Genomic DNA, 21,224 nt, shown 5'->3' on the forward strand with positions numbered 1-21,224 from the left:
AGGTTTTATGCTGAGCATTCTCTGGAATCTGGCGGCGTTCATTGTTGCACTGGGTGTACTGATTACCGTGCATGAATTTGGCCATTTCTGGGTTGCCCGGCGCTGTGGTGTGCGGGTGGAGCGATTCTCGATTGGCTTTGGCAAATCGCTCTGGAAGCGTACCGATAAGCATGGCACCGAGTTTGTCATTGCTCTGATTCCCCTGGGCGGCTATGTCAAAATGCTCGACGAACGCGTTGAGCCTGTCGCCCCGGAACTTCGCCATCGCGCGTTTAACAATAAAACTGTTGGACAACGTGCTGCCATCATCGCTGCCGGCCCGGTAGCCAATTTCATCTTCGCTATCTTCGCCTACTGGCTGGTGTTTATCATCGGCGTGCCTGGCGTGCGCCCGGTCGTGGGCGAAATCACCACGGGTTCTATTGCGGCAACGGCGCAAATTACACCGGGAATGGAACTTAAAGCGATTGATGGTATCGAAACCCCTGATTGGGATGCCGTGAGGTTACAACTGGTTGCCAAAATCGGTGATGAGCAGACAACCGTCAGCGTATCGCCATTTGGTTCCGACCAGCGGCAGGAAAAAGTGCTGGATTTACGCCACTGGCGCTTTGAGCCAGACAAAGAGGACCCTGTCGCCGCACTCGGGATTCGACCGCGCGGCGCGCAGATCGAGCCGGTATTAGCCGAAGTACAGGCCAAATCGGCAGCGAGTAAAGCAGGTTTACAAGCGGGTGACAGGATCGTTAAAGTCGATGGTCAGCCATTAACACAATGGATGACCTTTGTTACTCTGGTGCGCGATAATCCAGGCAAGCCGCTCGCGCTGGAAGTGGAAAGGCAGGGGAGTTCGCTCTCACTGACTCTCACCCCGGATACCAAATCGGGCGGCGGTAAGGCGGAAGGGTTTGCCGGCGTTGTGCCGAAAGTGATCCCACTGCCAGATGAGTACAAGACAATACGCCAGTATGGGCCGTTTAGCGCCATCGTTGAGGCCACGGATAAAACATGGCAGCTGATGAAGCTTACGGTCAACATGTTGGGGAAATTGATAACCGGTGATGTGAAACTGAACAACCTCAGTGGGCCAATTTCGATTGCTCAGGGGGCTGGGATGTCAGCGGAGTTCGGGGTGATTTATTATCTCATGTTCCTTGCGCTGATTAGCGTGAACCTGGGGATAATCAACCTGTTCCCGCTTCCCGTACTAGATGGGGGCCATTTGCTGTTTTTAGCGATTGAAAAGCTAAAAGGCGGACCGGTATCCGAGCGAGTTCAAGACTTTAGTTATCGCATTGGCTCGATTTTGCTGGTGCTGTTAATGGGGCTTGCACTTTTCAATGATTTCTCTCGGTTGTAAGAGAGTTAGTTAGGAAGAACGCATAATAACGATGGCGATGAAAAAGTTGCTCATAGCGTCGCTGCTGTTTAGCAGCGCGACCGTATACGGTGCTGACGGGTTCGTAGTGAAAGATATTCATTTCGAAGGCCTTCAGCGTGTCGCCGTTGGTGCGGCCCTCCTCAGTATGCCTGTGCGCCCCGGCGATACGGTTAATGATGAAGATATCAGTAACACCATCCGTGCTCTGTTTGCCACTGGCAACTTTGAGGACGTCCGCGTCCTGCGCGATGGTGATACGCTGGTGGTTCAGGTAAAAGAACGTCCAACGATTGCCAGCATCACTTTCTCCGGCAACAAGTCGGTGAAAGATGACATGCTCAAGCAGAACCTTGAGGCATCGGGTGTTCGTGTGGGGGAATCTCTGGACCGCACAACCCTTGCAGACATTGAAAAAGGTCTGGAAGATTTCTATTACAGCGTCGGTAAATACAGCGCGAGCGTTAAAGCGGTTGTTACACCGCTGCCACGTAACCGTGTCGACCTGAAACTGGTCTTCCAGGAAGGTGTTTCTGCGAAGATCCAGCAGATCAACATCGTGGGTAACCACGCGTTCAGCACCGACGAACTGATCTCCAACTTCCAGCTGCGTGACGAAGTGCCGTGGTGGAACGTGGTGGGCGATCGTAAATACCAGAAACAGAAACTGGCGGGTGACCTTGAAACCCTGCGCAGCTACTATCTGGATCGCGGTTACGCCCGTTTCAACATCGATTCAACTCAGGTGAGTCTGACTCCGGACAAGAAAGGTATCTACATTACCGTTAACATCACTGAAGGCGATAAGTACACGCTTTCAGGTGTTGAAGTCAGCGGCAACCTGGCAGGACATTCAGCTGAAATTGAATCTCTGACCAAAATTCAGCCGGGCGATCTGTACAGCGGATCTAAAGTCACCAAAATGGAAGACAGCATTAAGAAGCTGCTCGGCCGTTATGGTTATGCGTATCCGCGTGTGCAAACGCAGCCGGAAATTAACGACACGGATAAAACCGTTAAGCTGCACGTTAACGTTGATGCGGGCAACCGTTTCTATGTGCGTAAGATCCGCTTCGAAGGTAACGATACCTCTAAAGACTCCGTTCTGCGCCGTGAAATGCGCCAGATGGAAGGGGCATGGCTGGGAAGCGATCTGGTAGACCAGGGTAAAGAGCGTCTGAACCGTCTGGGCTATTTCGAAACGGTCGATACCGATACTCAGCGTGTACCAGGTCGTCCGGATCAGGTTGATGTTGTTTATAAAGTTAAAGAACGTAATACCGGTAGCTTCAACTTCGGTATTGGTTACGGCACTGAAAGTGGCGTGAGCTTCCAGGTCGGCGTTCAGCAGGATAACTGGCTGGGTACGGGCTACTCTGTCGGTATCAACGGGACGAAAAACGACTACCAGACCTACTCTGAGTTCTCTGTTACCAACCCATACTTCACCGTTGACGGTGTAAGCCTGGGCGGTCGTATCTTCTATAACGACTTTAAAGCGGATGACGCGGACCTCTCCTCGTATACCAACAAGAGTTACGGTCTGGATGGTACGCTCGGCTTCCCGGTTAACGAATACAACACCCTGCGCGCAGGTTTAGGGTACGTGCATAACGACCTGTCCAACATGCAACCGCAGGTGGCGATGTGGCGTTACCTGGACTCCATCGGTCAGTCGGCGAGTACGTCCAGCGATGACAACGGTTTCGCCGCGGATGACTTCACCTTCAACTACGGTTGGACCTACAACCGTCTTGACCGTGGCTACTTCCCGACGGAAGGTTCACGTGTCAACCTGAACGGTAAAGTGACTATCCCGGGCTCGGATAACGAGTTCTACAAGGTCACGCTGGATACGGCGTCCTACTTCCCAATTGATGAAGATCACAAGTGGGTTGTTCTGGGTCGTACCCGTTGGGGTTATGGTGACGGTATTGGAAGCAAAGAACTGCCGTTCTATGAAAACTTCTACGCCGGTGGTTCAAGCACCGTGCGTGGCTTCCAGTCCAATAACATTGGTCCGAAAGCGGTTTATTACGGCGGTAATGACGAAGATAACTGCGCAAGCCGTGATCCTAAGCAAGTATGTAGCTCTGATGACGCAGTAGGTGGTAACGCTATGGCCGTGGCGAGCCTCGAGTTCATCACGCCTACGCCGTTTATCAGCGACAAGTACGCAAACTCTGTCCGCACCTCCTTCTTTATGGATGCAGGTACAGTGTGGGACACCAACTGGGAGAACACCGCCCAGATGCGTGCGGCGGGGGTTCCGGACTACAGCGATCCGAGCAACATTCGCATGTCCGCAGGTATCGCATTACAATGGATGTCACCGCTGGGGCCGTTGGTCTTCTCTTACGCCCAGCCGTTTAAGAAATACGATGGAGACAAAGCGGAGCAGTTCCAGTTTAACATTGGTAAAACCTGGTAATAATCCGCTGCAATGGAATGCGTTGGCAGTGTAGCGCTGACAACCGGCGATCGGTAAAACGATCGCCTTGCCACGCAAAGAACGGTACCCCTCGGGTGCCAATGGGATGGTAAGGAGTTAATTGTGAAAAAGTGGTTATTAGCTGCAGGTCTCGGTTTAGCGATGGCAACTTCTGCTCAGGCAGCGGATAAAATTGCAATCGTCAACATGGGTAATTTGTTCCAGCAGGTTGCACAGAAAACCGGTGTTTCTGCAACGCTGGAAAACGAATTCAAAGGCCGTGCGAGCGAACTGCAACGTATGGAAGGTGATCTTCAGTCCAAGATGCAGCGTCTTCAGCGTGATGGTTCTACCATGAAAGCGAGCGAGCGCAGCAAACTGGAAAAAGACGTCATGTCTCAGCGCCAGACCTTCTCTCAGAAAGCGCAGGCTTTCGAGCAGGATCGTCAGCGTCGTTCTAACGAAGAGCGTGGCAAACTGGTGACGCGTATTCAGTCTGCCGTTAAAGCAGTCGCAGCCGATCAGAGCATCGATCTGGTTGTTGATTCGAACGCCGTTGCATTCAACAGCAGCGATGTTAAAGACATCACCGCTGATGTTCTGAAACAGGTTAAATAAGTAATGCCTTCAATTCGACTGGCTGATTTAGCTCAGCAGTTGGATGCAGAATTACACGGTGATGGCGATATCGTCATCACCGCTGTTGCGTCCATGCAATCTGCTAAAGCAGGCACTATTACCTTCATGGTAAGCCCTAAGTACCGTGAACACCTGGCCCAGTGCCAGGCGTCTGCCGTTGTTCTGACGCAGGACGATCTTCCGTTTGCCACTAGCGCTGCACTGGTAGTGAAAAATCCCTACCTGACCTATGCGCGCATGGCCCAAATTCTTGATACCACGCCGCAGCCGGCACAGAACATTGCAGCCAGTGCTGCGATTGATCCGACGGCTCAGCTGGGTAACAACGTATCAGTCGGCGCAAACGCCGTTATCGAATCCGGCGTCGTGCTGGGTGATAACGTGGTGATTGGCCCAGGCTGCTTTGTTGGAAAAAATACGAAAATTGGCGCAGGGACTCGTCTGTGGGCCAATGTCTCTGTCTACCATGAGGTTGAGATTGGCGAGAATTGTCTCGTACAGTCCAGCACGGTGATTGGTTCTGACGGATTTGGTTACGCTAACGATCGGGGTAACTGGGTTAAGATCCCTCAGCTGGGTCGCGTGATTATCGGCGATCGTGTGGAGATCGGCGCTTGCACCACCATCGACCGCGGTGCGCTTGACGACACCATTATTGGTAACGGTGTTATCATAGACAACCAGTGCCAGATTGCACATAACGTTGTGATTGGCGACAATACCGCAGTTGCGGGTGGTGTTATCATGGCAGGCAGCCTGAAAATTGGCCGTTACTGCATGATTGGCGGTGCCAGCGTGATCAATGGCCATATGGAAATATGCGACAAAGTCACGGTGACGGGGATGGGCATGGTGATGCGTCCAATCACTGAGCCTGGCGTTTATTCCTCCGGTATTCCGCTGCAACCGAACAAGGTCTGGCGTAAAACAGCTGCACTGGTGATGAATATTGATGATATGAGCAAGCGACTCAAAGCGATTGAGCGCAAAATCGATCAACAAGACTAAGCGTTCATCCGTTTAACGCTAAATTTCCCGGCCTGTCGGCTTTGTTTATAAACCGGCAGGCCGTGTTATTATTGCTACTTAGTACATTTGACAGGAAGAGTATTTTGACTACTGACACTCATACTCTGCATATTGAAGAGATTTTAGAACTTCTGCCGCACCGCTATCCGTTTTTACTGGTAGACCGTGTGCTGGATTTTGAAGAAGGTCGTTTTCTGCGCGCAGTGAAAAATGTCTCCGTTAACGAGCCGTTCTTCCAGGGGCACTTCCCTGGTAAGCCTATCTTCCCTGGGGTATTGATCCTGGAAGCGATGGCACAGGCTACCGGTATTCTGGCGTTTAAAAGCGTAGGTAAACTGGAACCGGGTGAACTCTATTACTTCGCGGGTATCGATGAAGCGCGCTTCAAGCGTCCGGTCGTGCCTGGTGATCAAATGATCATGGAAGTCACTTTTGAAAAAACGCGTCGCGGCCTGACTCGCTTCAAAGGCGTAGCTATGGTTGACGGCAAAGTTGTTTGCGAAGCGACAATGATGTGTGCGCGTAGCCGGGAGGCCTGATACGTGATTGATAAATCCGCCTTTATTCATCCTACCGCCATTGTGGAAACGGGTGCCATCATTGATGCCAATGTCCACATCGGCCCGTTTTGTATTGTTGGACCCCATGTCGAAATTGGTGAGGGTACAGTACTGAAATCTCACGTTGTCGTGAATGGTCATACCACCATTGGCTGCAACAATGAGATCTATCAGTTCGCCTCCATCGGCGAAGTTAACCAGGATCTCAAGTATGCTGGCGAACCGACCCGCGTGGAAATCGGCGATCGTAACCGCATTCGCGAAAGCGTCACCATTCATCGTGGTACAACGCAAGGCGGTGGATTGACGAAGGTGGGCAGCGACAACCTGTTTATGGTTAATGCGCACATTGCGCACGACTGTACCGTGGGGAGCCGCTGTATTCTCGCCAACAACGCAACGCTGGCGGGACACGTATCGGTCGATGATTTCGCCATTATTGGCGGCATGACCGCAGTCCATCAGTTCTGCATCATTGGTGCACACGTGATGGTCGGCGGATGCTCCGGTGTGGCGCAGGACGTCCCACCGTTTGTGATTGCGCAGGGCAACCATGCCACGCCGTTTGGCGTGAACATTGAAGGTCTCAAGCGTCGTGGCTTCAGCCGCGAAGCGATTACCGCGATCCGCAACGCGTACAAATTGCTGTACCGTAGCGGTAAAACGCTGGAAGAGGCTAAGCCGGAAATTGCCGAGCTGGCGAATAAGCACCCTGAAGTGAAAACGTTCATGGAATTCTTTGAACGTTCAACCCGTGGTCTGATTCGTTAATGGTCGACAGTCGTCCGCTTACCATCGCCCTGGTCGCCGGAGAAACCTCCGGCGATATTCTTGGTGCAGGTCTTATCCGCGCGCTTAAAGCCCGTGTACCCAATGCCCGCTTTGTGGGCGTGGCTGGGCCGCTAATGCAGGCCGAAGGCTGCGAAGCCTGGTATGAAATGGAAGAGCTGGCTGTGATGGGCATCGTCGAGGTGCTGGGCCGCTTGCGTCGCCTGCTGCATATCCGCGCCGACCTTACCCGCCGCTTTACCGACCTCAAGCCCGATGTATTTGTCGGCATTGATGCGCCTGATTTCAATATTACCCTTGAAGGGAACCTGAAAAAGCAGGGGATCAAAACGATCCATTACGTCAGCCCATCCGTGTGGGCGTGGCGACAGAAACGCGTTTTCAAAATCGGACGGTCCACCAATCTGGTGCTGGCTTTTCTGCCTTTCGAAAAAGCGTTTTACGACAGATTTAATGTCCCGTGCCGTTTTATCGGTCATACCATGGCGGATGCCATGCCACTGGATCCGGATAAAAACGCGGCGCGTGACGAACTGGGCATCCCGCATGATGTGCATTGTCTGGCGCTGCTGCCAGGAAGCCGGGGTGCGGAAGTTGAAATGCTCAGTGCCGATTTCCTGAAAACGGCGCAAATTCTTCGCAAGACTTACCCCGATCTTGAAGTGGTCGTGCCGCTGGTGAATGCCAAACGCCGGGAGCAGTTTGAGCGTATCAAAGCCGACGTCGCCCCGGATCTTCACGTCCGCCTGCTGGACGGAAAAGGGCGGCAAGCTATGTTTGCGAGCGATGCCGCACTGCTGGCTTCCGGCACGGCTGCGCTGGAGTGTATGCTGGCAAAATGCCCAATGGTGGTCGGTTATCGCATGAAGCCGTTTACCTTCTGGCTGGCAAAACGTCTGGTAAAAACAGATTACGTATCTCTGCCAAACCTGCTTGCGGGTCGCGAGCTGGTGAAAGAGCTCTTGCAGGATGAATGCCAGCCGCAGGCGCTGGCAGATGCGCTGCTGCCGCTGCTGGCCAACGGTAAAACCAGCCACCAGATGCATGATACCTTCCGTGAACTGCATCAACTGATCCGCTGTAATGCTGATGAGCAGGCGGCCGATGCGGTGCTGGAGTTAGCACAATGATGGAATTTATTTATCCCCATACCCACCTCGTTGCCGGTGTGGATGAAGTCGGTCGTGGCCCGTTAGTGGGTGCCGTTGTGACCGCGGCGGTGATCCTCGATCCAGCCCGCCCGATCGTTGGCCTGAACGACTCGAAAAAACTGAGCGAAAAGCGTCGTTTAGCGCTGTTCGATGAAATTAAAGAGAAGGCGCTGGCCTGGAGTCTCGGGCGCGCAGAACCGCATGAGATTGACGATCTAAACATTCTGCACGCTACCATGCTGGCGATGCAGCGTGCCGTTGCGGGCCTGAAGATTGTGCCTGAGTATGTACTGATCGACGGTAACCGTTGCCCGGCGCTGCCGATGCCTTCCATGGCTGTTGTTAAAGGCGATAGCCGCGTCGCAGAAATCAGTGCGGCGTCAATCATTGCCAAAGTGACGCGCGATGCTGAAATGGCCGCGCTGGACCTCACTTATCCCGCGTATGGTTTCGCCCAGCACAAGGGATATCCAACGGCTTTCCATCTGGAAAAGCTGGCTGAACATGGCGCAACTGAACATCATCGGCGCAGCTTTGGCCCGGTGAAACGCGCGCTGGGACTGGTGTCCTGAATCAAGACGCAAGCAATTAAGTAACGCGGGATTTGAAGATGGCTGAACCACGTTTCGTACACCTGCGGGTGCATAGCGACTACTCCATGATCGATGGGCTGGCAAAGACCGGGCCGCTGGTAAAAAAGGCGGCCTCGCTTGGCATGCCTGCGCTGGCGATCACCGATTTTACCAACCTGTGTGGCCTGGTGAAGTTCTACGGAACGGCGCATGGCGCAGGATTAAAGCCCATCGTCGGTGCGGATTTTCATGTGCAGAGCGACCTGCTCGGCGATGAGATGACGCAAATTTCCGTGTTAGCCATGAATAACACGGGCTATCAGAACCTCACTCTGCTGATCTCAAAAGCCTACCAGCGCGGCTACGGCGCACTGGGCCCATGGATTGACCGCGACTGGCTGGCAGAGCTGAACGAAGGTTTGCTGCTGATCTCCGGTGGTCGTATGGGGGATGTCGGCAAATGTCTGCTGCGCGGTAACAACGCGCTGGTGGATCAGTGCGTCTCGTTCTACGAAGAGTATTTCCCGGATCGCTATTACCTGGAGCTGATCCGTACCGGGCGTGCGGACGAAGAGAGCTATCTGCATGCGGCCGTCGCCCTGGCGGAAGCGCGTGGCCTGCCTGTAGTGGCCACCAACGATGTGCGGTTCCTTGAGGCGGGCGATTTTGACGCGCATGAAATTCGCGTCGCTATCCACGACGGCTTCACCCTCGACGATCCGAAACGCCCGCGCAACTACTCATCGCAGCAGTACATGCGCAGCGAAGAGGAGATGTGTGAGCTTTTCTCGGACATCCCGGAAGCGCTGGAAAACAGCGTAGAGATTGCCAAGCGCTGTAACGTCACCGTGCGTCTCGGCGAATACTTCCTGCCGCAGTTCCCGACGGGCGACATGACCACCGAAGATTTCCTGGTCATGAAATCGAAAGAGGGTCTGGAAGAGCGTCTGGAATTCCTTTTCCCGGATGAAGCGGTCCGTAAAGAGAAGCGTCCTGAATATGACGAGCGCCTGGATATTGAACTCCAGGTGATCAACCAGATGGGGTTCCCTGGCTACTTCCTGATCGTGATGGAGTTCATCCAGTGGTCGAAGGATAACGGCGTGCCGGTAGGCCCGGGCCGTGGTTCCGGTGCCGGCTCGCTGGTGGCGTACGCACTGAAAATCACCGACCTCGATCCGTTGGAATTCGACCTGCTGTTCGAACGTTTCCTCAACCCGGAACGTGTCTCCATGCCCGACTTTGACGTCGACTTCTGCATGGAAAAACGCGACCAGGTGATTGAGCACGTGGCCGATATGTACGGTCGTGATGCGGTTTCACAGATCATTACCTTCGGGACGATGGCGGCGAAAGCGGTTATCCGCGACGTGGGCCGCGTTCTGGGCCACCCGTACGGTTTTGTCGATCGTATCTCTAAGCTGGTCCCGCCCGATCCGGGCATGACCCTGGCGAAAGCCTTTGAAGCCGAACCTCAGCTGCCGGAAATCTACGAAGCCGACGAAGAGGTGAAAGCGCTGATCGACATGGCGCGCAAGCTGGAAGGCGTCACGCGTAACGCCGGTAAGCATGCGGGGGGCGTGGTTATCGCCCCGACCAAAATCACCGACTTCGCGCCGCTGTACTGCGATGAAGCGGGCCAGCATCCGGTCACCCAGTTCGACAAGAACGACGTGGAATACGCCGGGCTGGTGAAGTTTGACTTCCTCGGCCTGCGTACGCTGACCATCATCAACTGGGCGCTGGAGATGATCAACGCCCGTCGCGAGAAGAACGGCGAACCGCCGCTGGATATCGCGGCTATCCCGCTTGATGACAAGAAAAGTTTCGACATGCTGCAACGCTCGGAGACGACAGCCGTCTTCCAGCTTGAATCCCGCGGCATGAAAGATTTGATTAAGCGTCTGCAACCCGACTGCTTCGAAGATATGATCGCGCTGGTGGCCCTGTTCCGTCCGGGGCCGTTGCAGTCGGGGATGGTGGATAACTTTATCGACCGTAAGCACGGGCGCGAAGAAATTTCCTACCCGGACGTTCAGTGGCAGCATGAAAGCCTGAAACCGGTACTGGAGCCAACCTATGGCATCATCCTGTATCAGGAGCAGGTGATGCAGATCGCCCAGGTACTTTCGGGTTATACCCTTGGCGGCGCAGACATGCTGCGTCGTGCGATGGGTAAGAAAAAGCCGGAAGAGATGGCCAAGCAGCGCTCCATCTTTGAAGATGGAGCGAAGAAAAACGGCATCGATGGCGAACTGGCGATGAAAATCTTCGACCTGGTGGAGAAATTCGCCGGGTACGGATTTAACAAATCTCACTCCGCCGCCTATGCTTTGGTTTCGTATCAGACGCTGTGGCTGAAAGCTCACTATCCCGCTGAGTTTATGGCAGCGGTAATGACTGCCGATATGGACAACACCGAGAAGGTGGTTGGCCTGGTGGACGAGTGCTGGCGCATGGGGCTGAAGATCCTGCCGCCGGATATTAACTCGGGCCTGTATCATTTTCACGTTAACGATGACGGGGAAATCGTCTATGGGATCGGCGCGATCAAGGGCGTGGGTGAGGGGCCGATCGAGGCGATCATTGAAGCGCGTAACAACGGCGGCTACTTCCGTGAGCTGTTCGATCTGTGCGCCCGTACCGATACCAAAAAACTGAACCGCCGCGTGCTGGAAAAACTGATCATGTCCGGCGCGTTTGACCGTCTGGGGCCACACCGCGCCGCGCTGATGAACTCGCTCGGCGATGCGCTGAAGGCGGCCGATCAGCATGCGAAAGCGGAAGCCATTGGCCAGGCGGATATGTTCGGCGTGCTGGCGGAAGAGCCAGAGCAGATCGAGCAGTCCTATTCCAACTGCCAGCCGTGGCCAGAACAGGTAGTGCTGGATGGAGAGCGGGAAACGTTAGGTCTGTACCTGACGGGGCACCCGATCAACCAGTATCTTAAAGAAATTGAGCGCTATGTCGGCGGCCACAGGCTTAAAGACATGCATCCGACAGAACGTGGTAAAATCACCACGGCTGCGGGGCTCGTGATTGCTGCAAGGGTAATGGTCACCAAGCGCGGCAATCGTATCGGCATCTGTACCCTGGATGACCGTTCCGGGCGTCTGGAGGTGATGTTGTTCACCGACGCGCTGGATAAATACCAGCAATTGCTGGAAAAAGACCGCATACTTATCGTCAGCGGACAGGTCAGCTTTGATGACTTCAGCGGGGGGCTTAAAATGACCGCCCGCGAAGTGATGGACATTGACGAAGCCCGGGAAAAATATGCTCGCGGGCTTGCTATCTCGCTGACGGACAGGCAAATTGATGACCAGCTTTTAAACCGACTCCGTCAGTCTCTGGAACCCCACCGCTCGGGGACCATTCCAGTACATCTCTACTATCAGAGGGCGGATGCACGCGCGCGGTTGCGCTTTGGTGCAACGTGGCGTGTCTCTCCGAGCGATCGTTTACTGAACGATCTCCGTGGCCTCATTGGTTCGGAGCAGGTGGAACTGGAGTTTGACTAATACAGGAATACTATGAGTCTGAATTTCCTTGATTTCGAACAGCCGATTGCAGAGCTGGAAGCGAAAATCGATTCTCTGACAGCCGTGAGCCGTCAGGATGAAAAACTGGATATTAACATCGACGAAGAAGTGCATCGTCTGCGCGAAAAAAGCGTAGAACTGACGCGCAAAATCTTTGCCGATCTCGGCGCATGGCAGATCGCCCAGCTGGCGCGACATCCACAGCGTCCGTACACCCTGGATTATGTCCGCCTGGCGTTTGACGAATTTGACGAACTGGCAGGCGACCGCGCATACGCTGACGATAAAGCTATCGTCGGCGGTATCGCGCGTCTGGATGGACGTCCGGTGATGATCATTGGTCATCAGAAAGGCCGTGAAACCAAAGAGAAAATCCGTCGTAACTTCGGTATGCCAGCACCAGAAGGCTACCGTAAGGCCCTGCGTCTGATGGAGATGGCTGAGCGTTTCAATATGCCAATCATCACCTTCATCGACACGCCGGGTGCTTACCCGGGGGTTGGTGCCGAAGAGCGTGGTCAGTCTGAAGCCATCGCACGCAACCTGCGCGAGATGTCTCGCCTGAAAGTGCCGGTCATCTGTACCGTTATCGGTGAAGGTGGGTCCGGCGGTGCGCTGGCAATTGGCGTGGGCGATAAAGTGAATATGCTACAGTACAGTACCTATTCCGTTATCTCTCCGGAAGGCTGTGCCTCCATCCTGTGGAAAAGTGCCGATAAAGCGCCGCTGGCTGCTGAAGCGATGGGCATCATTGCCCCACGTCTGAAAGAGCTGAAGCTGATCGACACCGTTATCCCTGAACCGCTGGGTGGCGCGCATCGTAAGCCGGAAGTGATGGCTGCTTCCCTGAAAGCGCAGCTGCTGGCAGACCTGGCGGACCTGGACGTGCTGAGCACAGAAGATCTGCTCAACCGTCGTTATCAGCGTCTGATGACCTACGGTTACGCGTAAGCCTCACAATTATCCTAAAAGCCGCACATTGTTGCGGCTTTTTTTATACCTGCCGTTTACCTTAACTATGCTTATCTGATGTTTTTCAAGGAGGTAAACCATGAACATCATTGCCATCATGGGGCCACACGGCGTCTTTTATAAAGACGAACCCATCAAGGAGCTGGAGCAAGCCCTTAAAGCACGCGGATACCAGCTGATCTGGCCGCAAAACAGCGCCGACCTGCTGAAATTTATCGAACACAATCCGCGCATTTGTGGCGTGATATTCGACTGGGACGAATACGACATGGAGTTGTGCAGCGATATCAATAAGCTCAACGAATATCTTCCGCTGTACGCGTTTATCAACACTCACTCGACCATGGACGTGAGTGCGCACGATATGCGTATGGCGCTGTGGTTCTTCGAATACTCACTCGGCGTTGCCGAGGACATTGCGACCCGCATTCAGCAGTACACTGGTGAATACCTCGATAACATCACACCGCCGTTTACGCGCGCATTGTTCACCTATGTGAAAGAAGGGAAGTACACCTTCTGTACGCCAGGCCATATGGCGGGAACGGCCTATCAAAAAAGCCCGGTGGGATGCCTGTTCTACGATTTCTTCGGCGGTAACACGCTGAAGGCGGACGTGTCGATTTCGGTCACCGAGTTAGGCTCTCTGCTGGATCATACCGGCCCGCATCTGGAAGCTGAAGAATACATCGCCCGGACCTTTGGCGCCGAGCAAAGCTACATGGTGACCAACGGTACCTCAACCTCGAACAAAATCGTCGGGATGTACGCCGCGCCTGCCGGCAGTACGCTGCTGATTGACCGAAACTGCCATAAATCACTGGCGCATTTGCTGATGATGAGCGATGTGGTGCCGCTCTGGCTGTCTCCCACGCGTAATGCGCTGGGGATCCTCGGCGGCATTCCTCGCCGTGAGTTCGCGCATGAAGCCATTGAAAATAAGATCGCGGCTATCCCCGAGGCAAGCTGGCCTGTGCATGCGGTGATCACCAACTCCACCTATGACGGGCTGCTTTACAACACGAACTGGATCAAGCAGACGCTGGACGTGCCGTCGATTCACTTTGACTCCGCGTGGGTGCCTTACACTAATTTCCACCCGATTTACTCGGGTAAAAGTGGGATGAGCGGCGAGCGGGTGCCGGGCAAGGTGTTCTTCGAAACGCAGTCGACGCACAAAATGCTGGCCGCGTTTTCCCAGGCGTCTCTCATTCACATCAAGGGTGAGTACGACGAGGACACCTTCAACGAAGCTTTCATGATGCACACGACCACGTCGCCAAGCTACCCGCTGGTGGCGTCCATCGAAACGGCGGCGGCGATGCTGCGCGGTAATCCGGGTAAACGCCTGATCAATCGTTCGGTGGAGCGGGCGTTGCATTTCCGAAAAGAGGTTCAGCGACTTAAAGATGAAGCGGACGGCTGGTTCTTTGATATCTGGCAGCCGGAAGAGATTGATGAGGCAGAATGCTGGCCCGTCGCGCCGGGGGAGAGCTGGCACGGTTTTCGGGATGCTGATGCGGACCACATGTTCCTCGATCCGGTTAAGGTGACAATCCTGACGCCGGGCATGGATGAGCAGGGTGTGATGGGTGAGGAAGGGATCCCGGCTGCGCTGGTGGCGAAGTTCCTTGATGAGCGCGGCGTGGTGGTGGAGAAAACCGGCCCCTATAATCTGCTGTTCCTGTTCAGCATAGGGATCGATAAAACCCGTGCGATGGGGCTGCTCCGGGGACTGATGGAGTTTAAGCGCGCATACGATCTGAACCTGCGGGTGAAGAACATGCTGCCGGATCTCTACGCGGAAGATCCTGACTTCTACCGCAATATGCGTATTCAGGATCTGGCCCAGGGGATCCACAGGCTGATCCGCCAGCACGATCTGCCGCGCCTGATGTTGCAGGCATTTGATGTTCTGCCTGAAATGAAGCTGACGCCGCACAGGGCGTGGCAGCGCCAGGTGAAAGGGGAGGTTGAAACCGTTGAACTGGAGAACCTGGTCGGGCGGGTATCGGCCAACATGATCCTGCCTTATCCGCCAGGCGTGCCGCTGCTGATGCCGGGTGAAATGATCACCGAGGAGAGCCGGGCGGTGCTCGATTTCCTGCTGATGCTCTGTTCGGTGGGGCGCCACTATCCTGGCTTTGAAACGGATATTCATGGCGCGAAACGCGATGATAACGGCGTGTACTGGGTGAGAGTCCTAAAATAAAAGGGGCCGCTTGCCAGGGGCGGGTTGTCGGTTGTAACGTTCAGGGCATCATAAAAAGGAGAAACTATGCTGGGTTTAAAAGCGGTTCATCATATTGCGATCATTGCCACCGATTATGCGAAAAGTAAGGCATTCTACTGCGACGTTCTCGGCTTTACGCTGTTGAGCGAGGCCTACCGTGAGGAGCGCGACTCCTGGAAAGGCGATCTGGCGTTAAACGGTCAATATGTGATTGAGCTGTTCTCTTTTCCTTTCCCGCCAGCGCGTCCTTCACGCCCGGAAGCCTGCGGCCTGCGCCACCTGGCCTTCAGTGTCGATGACCTGGACAGCGCGGTAAAACATCTGGAAGCCCACGGCGTGGCCTGCGAAGCGATTCGTGTCGATCCCTTTACCGATAAACGTTTCACTTTTTTCAACGATCCGGACGGCCTGCCGCTGGAGCTTTATCAGCAGTAATCGCCGTCATGTGTGATAATGCCCGTTCAGTTCGGGCATTTTTTATGTGTAATTTCCTATGACCTTACCCGCTATCGCGCACGCCGTTTCACCCTACCGCCAGCTGCTGGTGGGGTTCAGCGGTGGCCTGGATTCCACCGTTTTGCTGCACCGCCTTAAGCTCTGGCGCGACCGTGAGCCTGACGTCCAGCTGCGGGCGATGCATATCCATCACGGCTTAAGCCCCCATGCCGACGACTGGGTGGCGCACTGCGAAGCGGTGTGCTCAGGGTGGGAGATCCCGCTGATCGTTGAACGCGTCACGCTTGAGGATGAGGGGCTGGGTATTGAGGCGCAGGCGCGGAAAGCCCGCTACGCCGCGTTTTCTGGCGCATTACAGCCTGGAGAAGCGTTGGTCACCGCGCAGCATCTGGACGACCAGTGCGAGACGTTTTTACTGGCGCTCAAGCGGGGCAGCGGGCCTGCGGGTTTATCCGCCATGCCTGAGCGCGCTGATTTTGCTGAAACAGAGCTCATCCGCCCGCTGCTGGGTGAGACGCGCGCATCACTGGAAGCCTGGGCGCAGCAGCATCATCTGTGCTGGATTGAAGACGACAGCAATCAGGACGACAGTTACGACCGTAACTTCCTGCGCCTGCGCGTCTTACCGCTGCTGAGTGAGCGCTGGGCGCATTTTTCCGAAGCGGCGGCCAGAAGCGCCATGCTGTGTGCTGAACAGGAAAGCTTGCTGGATGAGTTGCTGAGCGGGGAGCTGAATACACTGATTACCGCTGACGGTGCCCTGAACGTTGCGCCGTTGAAGGTGATGAGCCCCGTGCGTCGGGCTGCTCTGATTCGCCGCTGGCTGGCTTACCACCGTGCGGTTATGCCGTCCAGGGCGATGCTCAACCGTATCTGGGAGGAAGTTGCACAGGCGAGGGAAGATGCCGCACCGTGTATACACCTGAATGGTTATGACGTCAGGCGTTATAAAGGGCAACTCTGGTGGGTAAAATCTGTGCCGTCGCTGGCTGACGTTGTGCTCGGCTGGCCGTCGCCGGAAAAAGCGTTAACGCTACCGATGAATGCCGGTGTCGTTGCGTTAAGTCATTCGGGCAATGTGCGTCTACCTGAGCCGGACGAGAACGTTACCATACGCTTCAGGGCCAGCGGCATGCTGCATATCGTCGGTCGTAACGGCGGGCGTAAGCTGAAGAAAATCTGGCAGGAACAGAACGTTCCGCCCTGGCGACGTGATACCACGCCGCTTCTGTTTTACGGCGACACGCTCATCGCGGCGGCAGGGGTGTTCATCACTGAAGAGGGGTGGGCTGAAGCGGGTGTTAATTTTGAATGGAAAGCGTAACGGGCAGCCTGGCTGCCCGTTGGTTATCAGGATTCGCTCACCACGACGGTGCCGATTTCCGGATGGCTGAAACTGGCAATTTTGTCGAGGCGTAGCTCACGCGTTGCACCTGCATCTTCCACAACCAGGTATTCCACATTTTTACGGGAAACCAGATCGCTGGCCTTTGCCTTTAGCACTTCGCCATCTTTTAGCTCCAGCGTCAGTATTAAATGATGCTGGCAGGCGAGTTCGAGGTTGTCATAGTCATCACAATTGATGGGTTGATAAGTATCATTCATCGACATAATCGCTCACCAGTAAATTCGCCGCAGCATACGCTGCTTTTTCCCTGACCGATTCAGAAAGGCTCTCATCAGAGGCCACTTCATTTAGCACGTTCAATACACAGCCCAACGCATCCGGAATGTACCCCAGATCTCCGCTGGCGATCTCCGCATACCGTCTGCGAATCAACTCACAATAATTATTCACATCACCTCCTGCCAGCGTACTGACTTACTGTGAGATATCATTAAGCCTACGAAGTTAAACTCGGTTTAGCAAGGTGACTATACCATACTCATTTAAGCAATATCAGCGCCTTGATAAGAGTGAGCCACCACCTCGTAACAGCCTTTTGCCGCGGTTTTCGCTACAATGTACGCCTGATTCAAAAGGAGTTCTCTCATGGCGCTGAAAGCGACTATTTATAAAGCTGTGGTCAATGTGGCGGATCTTGACCGTAACCAGTTTCTGGATGCGTCATTGACGCTGGCGCGTCACCCTTCTGAAACCCAGGAGCGCATGATGCTGCGCCTGCTGGCGTGGATTAAGTATGCCGACGAGCGTCTGCAATTTACCCGTGGTTTAAGCGCGGAAGATGAACCGGAAGCCTGGTTGCGCAACGATCATCTGGGTATCGATTTATGGATTGAGCTTGGCCTGCCGGATGAACGCCGGATCAAAAAGGCCTGCACCCAGTCTGCTGAAGTGGCGTTGTTTGCCTACAACCAGCGCGCGGCGGAGATCTGGTGGCAACAAAATAAAAATAAATGTGCGCAGTTCAAAAATCTTACCGTCTGGTATCTGGATGATGAACAGCTGGCGCAGCTGAGTGCGTTCGCCAGCCGGACGATGGCGCTACAGGCAACAATTCAGGACGGTGCCATCTGGCTTTCCGATTCTCAGAATAATCTGGAAATTCATCTCACGGCCTGGCAGCCCGCATCATGATTGTATTGTCCCGAAATGTCAGCATCCCTGATAACGAGCTGGAGATCACCGCTATCCGGGCCCAGGGCGCAGGGGGGCAGCACGTTAACAAGGCCTCAACGGCTATCCATTTGCGCTTTGACATTCGGGCCTCCAGCCTGCCAGAGTATTATAAAGAAAGCCTGCTTGCCGCCAGCCATCACCTGATCACCAGCGAGGGTGTGATAGTGATTAAAGCGCAGGAGTATCGCAGCCAGGAGCTTAACCGGGAAGCGGCAATTGCCCGGCTGGTCGCGGTCATCAAAGAGCTGACGGCTGTACAAAAAAGTCGCCGGGCAACACGTCCAACGCGGGCATCGAAAGAACGTCGGTTGTCATCGAAGGCGCAGAAATCCACCGTAAAATCACTGCGTGGCAAAGTCCGTCACCCATAATGTGACGAAAGGGATACCCTTTTCATAAGGAAAGTATTGTGAAAAAAGCATTATTATCAGCGCTGGCCGTGACAAGCCTGTTTGCGCTTTTTGGCTGTAATAACCGTTCGGAAACGCAGGTACTACAGCCAACGCAAAATGAAGAATTAAAGCCGATGCAGCAAAGCTGGCGCGGCGTATTACCGTGTGCAGATTGCGAGGGCATCGAAACCTCTCTGTTCCTGCAAAAAGATGGCACCTGGGTCATGAACCAGCGTTACCAGGGGGCGAAAGAACCGTCTTCTTTTGCATCTTACGGAACATGGGCGCGTACGGCTGAGAAGCTGGTATTGACGGATACCACGGGCGATAAAACCTTCTTCCGCGCCAAAGGCGAGGGGATGGAGATGCTCGATCGCGAAGGCAATCCGATTGAATCCCAGTTCAACTACACGTTGGCCCCGGTGAAAGCGACCCTGCCAGCCACCCCAATGGCGATGCGAGGAATGTATTTCTACATGGCGGATGCGGCGATCTTCACTGACTGTGCAACCGGGAAGAAAGTCAGCGTGGCGAACAATGCCCAGCTGGAGCGAGACTATGCCGTTGCGCGCGGCAACGACAGTAAGCCAGTGTTGCTGACGGTTGAAGGGCATTTTACGCTGGAGCCAAACCCGGATAGCGGCGAGCTGGTGAAAACGCTAGTGGCAGATAAAGACGCGAAGTTTGCTGCGGGGAAAGACTGCGACAGTAAATAAGATATAGCCATTAAAAAACCCCGCACTGGCGGGGTTTTTTGTTTCTTAACCTTTGATGGCTTTCACCAGGTAATCAAGAATATCGCCCGTCTTGATCATCTGTTTTTCGCCGTTGCGACGGTACTTGTATTCAATCTCGTCGCTGTCGAGGTTACGGTCGCCAATGACGATGGTGTGTGGAATACCGATCAGTTCCATGTCAGCAAACATCACGCCAGGACGCTCTTTACGGTCATCCATCAGCACGTCGATACCTTTCGCGCTCAGCTCAGCGTAGAGTTTCTCAGCCAGCTCCTGCACGCGGTAAGACTTGTGCATGTTCATTGGCAGGATCGCTACCTGGAACGGCGCGATGTTATCCGGCCAGACGATTCCGCGTTCGTCATAGTTCTGTTCGATAGCGGCAGCAACAACGCGCGTTACGCCAATGCCGTAGCAGCCCATGGTCAGAACCTGGTTACGACCATCTTCGCCCTGAACGGCAGCGTTCATTGCGCGTGAGTACTTATCGCCCAGCTGGAAGATGTGGCCTACTTCGATACCGCGTTTGATCATCAGGGTACCCTTGCCGTCCGGGCTTGGATCGCCTGCGACCACGTTACGGATGTCAGCCACTTCCGGCGTCGCCACGTCCCGATCCCAGTTGATGCCGAAGTAGTGTTTACCGTCGATGTTTGCGCCCGCAGCGAAGTCGCTCATCGCCGCAACGGTGCGGTCAATGACCACCGGAACAGGCATGTTCACCGGGCCCAGAGAACCAGGACCTGCATTCACCACGGCGCGGATCTCCGCTTCCGTTGCGAAGGTCAGCGGGCTGGCAACCTGCGGCAGCTTCTCGGCTTTCACTTCGTTCAGCTCGTGATCGCCTCGTACCAGCAGGGCAACCAGTGGATAAGCGCTACCTTCAGCCGATTTCACCAGCAGGGTTTTCACGGTTTTTTCGATCGGCAGAGTAAACTGCTCAACCAGCTCGGCGATGGTTTTCGCGTTTGGCGTATCAACCAGCGTCATCTCTTGCGTTGCCGCGCCGCGTGGTTCTTTTGGTGCCAGCGCTTCTGCAAATTCGATGTTCGCGGCGTAATCAGAGGAGTCAGAGAAGATCACATCGTCTTCGCCGCTCTGCGCCAGAACCTGGAATTCATGGGAGGCGCTACCGCCGATTGAACCGGTATCAGCCTGTACAGCACGGAAATCCAGCCCCATGCGGGAGAAGATTTTACTGTAGGCCGCGTACATTTTGTCGTAGGTCTCTTGCAGCGATTCCTGAGAAGTATGGAAAGAGTAAGCATCTTTCATCAGGAACTCGCGAGAACGCATGACGCCAAAGCGTGGACGCACTTCGTCACGGAACTTGGTCTGGATCTGGAAGAAGTTCAGCGGCAGCTGTTTGTAAGAGCTCAGCTCGTTACGGATCAGATCGGTGATCACTTCTTCATGCGTTGGGCCGAGGACGAATGGACGATCGCCACGATCGGCAATACGCAGCAGTTCAGGACCGTACTGCTCCCAGCGACCGCTCTCCTGCCACAGTTCAGAGGGCTGAACGACCGGCATTAACACCTCGATAGCACCGGCGTTGTTCATCTCTTCACGCACGATGTTTTCGACTTTTTTCAGGACGCGCACGCCGGTCGGCAGCCAGGTGTATAACCCGGAGGCCAGCTTGCGGATCATCCCGGCGCGCAGCATCAGCTGGTGGCTGATCACCTCGGCGTCGGCAGGTGTCTCCTTCAGAGTGGAGAGCAGATATTGGCTAGTACGCATGTTGTTACGGTTCCATTTC

Annotated in this window: 19 protein-coding genes; 16 read left to right on the forward strand and 3 right to left on the reverse strand. The window is 54.6% G+C overall.

Annotation, left to right across the window (positions count from 1 at the left end; translation table 11 throughout):
• The first annotated feature begins 7 nt into the window (after positions 1 to 7).
• The 13 genes from rseP to tilS all read left to right on the forward strand — a co-directional run bounded on the left by rseP (position 8) and on the right by tilS (position 17,076).
• The gene (gene rseP / locus SK47_RS03765) at positions 8 to 1,360 is read left to right on the forward strand and encodes a sigma E protease regulator RseP (protein ID WP_003856174.1); all 1,353 of its coding nucleotides are present in this window, start codon (positions 8 to 10) and stop codon (positions 1,358 to 1,360) included.
• A 31-nt stretch (positions 1,361 to 1,391) separates the two neighbouring features.
• Positions 1,392 to 3,809, forward strand: a complete 2,418-nt coding sequence (bamA, locus tag SK47_RS03770; protein ID WP_003856172.1) for an outer membrane protein assembly factor BamA — start codon at positions 1,392 to 1,394, stop codon at positions 3,807 to 3,809.
• A 123-nt stretch (positions 3,810 to 3,932) separates the two neighbouring features.
• On the forward strand, positions 3,933 to 4,427 hold the full coding sequence (skp, locus tag SK47_RS03775; protein ID WP_003856169.1) for a molecular chaperone Skp: 495 nt from the start codon (positions 3,933 to 3,935) through the stop codon (positions 4,425 to 4,427).
• A gap of 3 nt (positions 4,428 to 4,430) precedes the next feature.
• Positions 4,431 to 5,456, forward strand: coding sequence for a UDP-3-O-(3-hydroxymyristoyl)glucosamine N-acyltransferase (gene lpxD, locus SK47_RS03780; protein WP_003856168.1), 1,026 nt, complete (start codon positions 4,431 to 4,433; stop codon positions 5,454 to 5,456).
• 104 nt (positions 5,457 to 5,560) lie between these two features.
• The gene (gene fabZ, locus SK47_RS03785; RefSeq protein ID WP_003856165.1) at positions 5,561 to 6,016 is read left to right on the forward strand and encodes a 3-hydroxyacyl-ACP dehydratase FabZ; all 456 of its coding nucleotides are present in this window, start codon (positions 5,561 to 5,563) and stop codon (positions 6,014 to 6,016) included.
• Positions 6,017 to 6,019: 3 nt separating this feature from the next.
• Positions 6,020 to 6,808, forward strand: a complete 789-nt coding sequence (gene lpxA, locus SK47_RS03790) for an acyl-ACP--UDP-N-acetylglucosamine O-acyltransferase (RefSeq protein ID WP_048243522.1) — start codon at positions 6,020 to 6,022, stop codon at positions 6,806 to 6,808.
• Positions 6,808 to 7,956 carry a lipid-A-disaccharide synthase gene (gene lpxB / locus SK47_RS03795; RefSeq protein WP_003856161.1) on the forward strand — a complete coding sequence of 383 codons (1,149 nt, stop codon included), beginning with the start codon at positions 6,808 to 6,810 and terminating at the stop codon, positions 7,954 to 7,956. The genes lpxA and lpxB overlap by 1 nt, the downstream gene beginning before the upstream one ends.
• Positions 7,953 to 8,549, forward strand: coding sequence for a ribonuclease HII (rnhB, locus tag SK47_RS03800; protein WP_003856158.1), 597 nt, complete (start codon positions 7,953 to 7,955; stop codon positions 8,547 to 8,549). The genes lpxB and rnhB overlap by 4 nt, the downstream gene beginning before the upstream one ends.
• Before the next feature lie 38 nt (positions 8,550 to 8,587).
• On the forward strand, positions 8,588 to 12,070 hold the full coding sequence (gene dnaE, locus SK47_RS03805) for a DNA polymerase III subunit alpha (protein ID WP_003856156.1): 3,483 nt from the start codon (positions 8,588 to 8,590) through the stop codon (positions 12,068 to 12,070).
• Positions 12,071 to 12,082: 12 nt separating this feature from the next.
• Positions 12,083 to 13,042, forward strand: coding sequence for an acetyl-CoA carboxylase carboxyl transferase subunit alpha (gene accA, locus SK47_RS03810; RefSeq protein WP_003856154.1), 960 nt, complete (start codon positions 12,083 to 12,085; stop codon positions 13,040 to 13,042).
• Positions 13,043 to 13,142: 100 nt separating this feature from the next.
• A complete protein-coding gene (locus tag SK47_RS03815) occupies positions 13,143 to 15,275 on the forward strand; it encodes a lysine decarboxylase LdcC (RefSeq protein WP_003856152.1) in 2,133 nt (710 codons plus the stop codon).
• Positions 15,276 to 15,341: 66 nt separating this feature from the next.
• On the forward strand, positions 15,342 to 15,731 hold the full coding sequence (locus SK47_RS03820; protein WP_003856151.1) for a VOC family protein: 390 nt from the start codon (positions 15,342 to 15,344) through the stop codon (positions 15,729 to 15,731).
• Positions 15,732 to 15,789: 58 nt separating this feature from the next.
• Positions 15,790 to 17,076, forward strand: coding sequence for a tRNA lysidine(34) synthetase TilS (gene tilS, locus SK47_RS03825; RefSeq protein ID WP_048209811.1), 1,287 nt, complete (start codon positions 15,790 to 15,792; stop codon positions 17,074 to 17,076).
• Positions 17,077 to 17,102: 26 nt separating this feature from the next.
• Here the strand turns inward: tilS and rof are convergent, their stop codons facing one another.
• Positions 17,103 to 17,363 carry a Rho-binding antiterminator gene (gene rof / locus SK47_RS03830; protein WP_003856148.1) on the reverse strand — a complete coding sequence of 87 codons (261 nt, stop codon included), beginning with the start codon at positions 17,361 to 17,363 and terminating at the stop codon, positions 17,103 to 17,105.
• Positions 17,350 to 17,550: a YaeP family protein gene (locus SK47_RS03835; RefSeq protein WP_003856146.1), complete on the reverse strand. Its 201-nt coding sequence runs from the start codon at positions 17,548 to 17,550 to the stop codon at positions 17,350 to 17,352. The genes rof and SK47_RS03835 overlap by 14 nt, the downstream gene beginning before the upstream one ends.
• Positions 17,551 to 17,745: 195 nt before the next feature.
• Here SK47_RS03835 and SK47_RS03840 point away from each other — a divergent pair, with 195 nt between their 5' ends.
• The 3 genes from SK47_RS03840 to nlpE are packed head-to-tail and all read left to right on the forward strand — an operon-like array spanning position 17,746 to position 19,441.
• A complete protein-coding gene (locus SK47_RS03840; protein ID WP_003856144.1) occupies positions 17,746 to 18,291 on the forward strand; it encodes a YaeQ family protein in 546 nt (181 codons plus the stop codon).
• Positions 18,288 to 18,704: an alternative ribosome rescue aminoacyl-tRNA hydrolase ArfB gene (gene arfB, locus SK47_RS03845; RefSeq protein WP_003856142.1), complete on the forward strand. Its 417-nt coding sequence runs from the start codon at positions 18,288 to 18,290 to the stop codon at positions 18,702 to 18,704. The genes SK47_RS03840 and arfB overlap by 4 nt, the downstream gene beginning before the upstream one ends.
• Before the next feature lie 38 nt (positions 18,705 to 18,742).
• Positions 18,743 to 19,441 (forward strand): envelope stress response activation lipoprotein NlpE, encoded by a 699-nt coding sequence (nlpE, locus tag SK47_RS03850; RefSeq protein ID WP_003856140.1) that lies wholly within the window; start codon positions 18,743 to 18,745, stop codon positions 19,439 to 19,441.
• Positions 19,442 to 19,486: 45 nt separating this feature from the next.
• Here nlpE and proS read toward each other — a convergent pair whose 3' ends face one another.
• Positions 19,487 to 21,205 carry a proline--tRNA ligase gene (proS, locus tag SK47_RS03855; protein ID WP_003856138.1) on the reverse strand — a complete coding sequence of 573 codons (1,719 nt, stop codon included), beginning with the start codon at positions 21,203 to 21,205 and terminating at the stop codon, positions 19,487 to 19,489.
• Between the last annotated feature and the right edge of the window lie 19 nt (positions 21,206 to 21,224).

It is taken from the genome of Enterobacter sp. BWH52 (assembly GCF_001037565.1).
Classification (GTDB): Bacteria; Pseudomonadota; Gammaproteobacteria; order Enterobacterales; family Enterobacteriaceae; genus Enterobacter; species Enterobacter hormaechei_C.

What these genes read in the sequence shown, in the direction of transcription:
- SK47_RS03815 (WP_003856152.1), top strand. Translation starts at nt 13,143, where the DNA reads ATGAACATCATTGCCATCATGGGGCCACACGGCGTCTTTTATAAAGAC.
- accA (WP_003856154.1), top strand. Translation starts at nt 12,083, where the DNA reads ATGAGTCTGAATTTCCTTGATTTCGAACAGCCGATTGCAGAGCTGGAA.
- arfB (WP_003856142.1), top strand. Translation starts at nt 18,288, where the DNA reads ATGATTGTATTGTCCCGAAATGTCAGCATCCCTGATAACGAGCTGGAG.
- bamA (WP_003856172.1), top strand. Translation starts at nt 1,392, where the DNA reads ATGGCGATGAAAAAGTTGCTCATAGCGTCGCTGCTGTTTAGCAGCGCG.
- SK47_RS03820 (WP_003856151.1), top strand. Translation starts at nt 15,342, where the DNA reads ATGCTGGGTTTAAAAGCGGTTCATCATATTGCGATCATTGCCACCGAT.
- rseP (WP_003856174.1), top strand. Translation starts at nt 8, where the DNA reads ATGCTGAGCATTCTCTGGAATCTGGCGGCGTTCATTGTTGCACTGGGT.
- tilS (WP_048209811.1), top strand. Translation starts at nt 15,790, where the DNA reads ATGACCTTACCCGCTATCGCGCACGCCGTTTCACCCTACCGCCAGCTG.
- proS (WP_003856138.1), bottom strand. Translation starts at nt 21,205, where the DNA reads ATGCGTACTAGCCAATATCTGCTCTCCACTCTGAAGGAGACACCTGCC.
- rof (WP_003856148.1), bottom strand. Translation starts at nt 17,363, where the DNA reads ATGTCGATGAATGATACTTATCAACCCATCAATTGTGATGACTATGAC.
- lpxD (WP_003856168.1), top strand. Translation starts at nt 4,431, where the DNA reads ATGCCTTCAATTCGACTGGCTGATTTAGCTCAGCAGTTGGATGCAGAA.
- rnhB (WP_003856158.1), top strand. Translation starts at nt 7,953, where the DNA reads ATGATGGAATTTATTTATCCCCATACCCACCTCGTTGCCGGTGTGGAT.
- SK47_RS03840 (WP_003856144.1), top strand. Translation starts at nt 17,746, where the DNA reads ATGGCGCTGAAAGCGACTATTTATAAAGCTGTGGTCAATGTGGCGGAT.
- dnaE (WP_003856156.1), top strand. Translation starts at nt 8,588, where the DNA reads ATGGCTGAACCACGTTTCGTACACCTGCGGGTGCATAGCGACTACTCC.
- lpxB (WP_003856161.1), top strand. Translation starts at nt 6,808, where the DNA reads ATGGTCGACAGTCGTCCGCTTACCATCGCCCTGGTCGCCGGAGAAACC.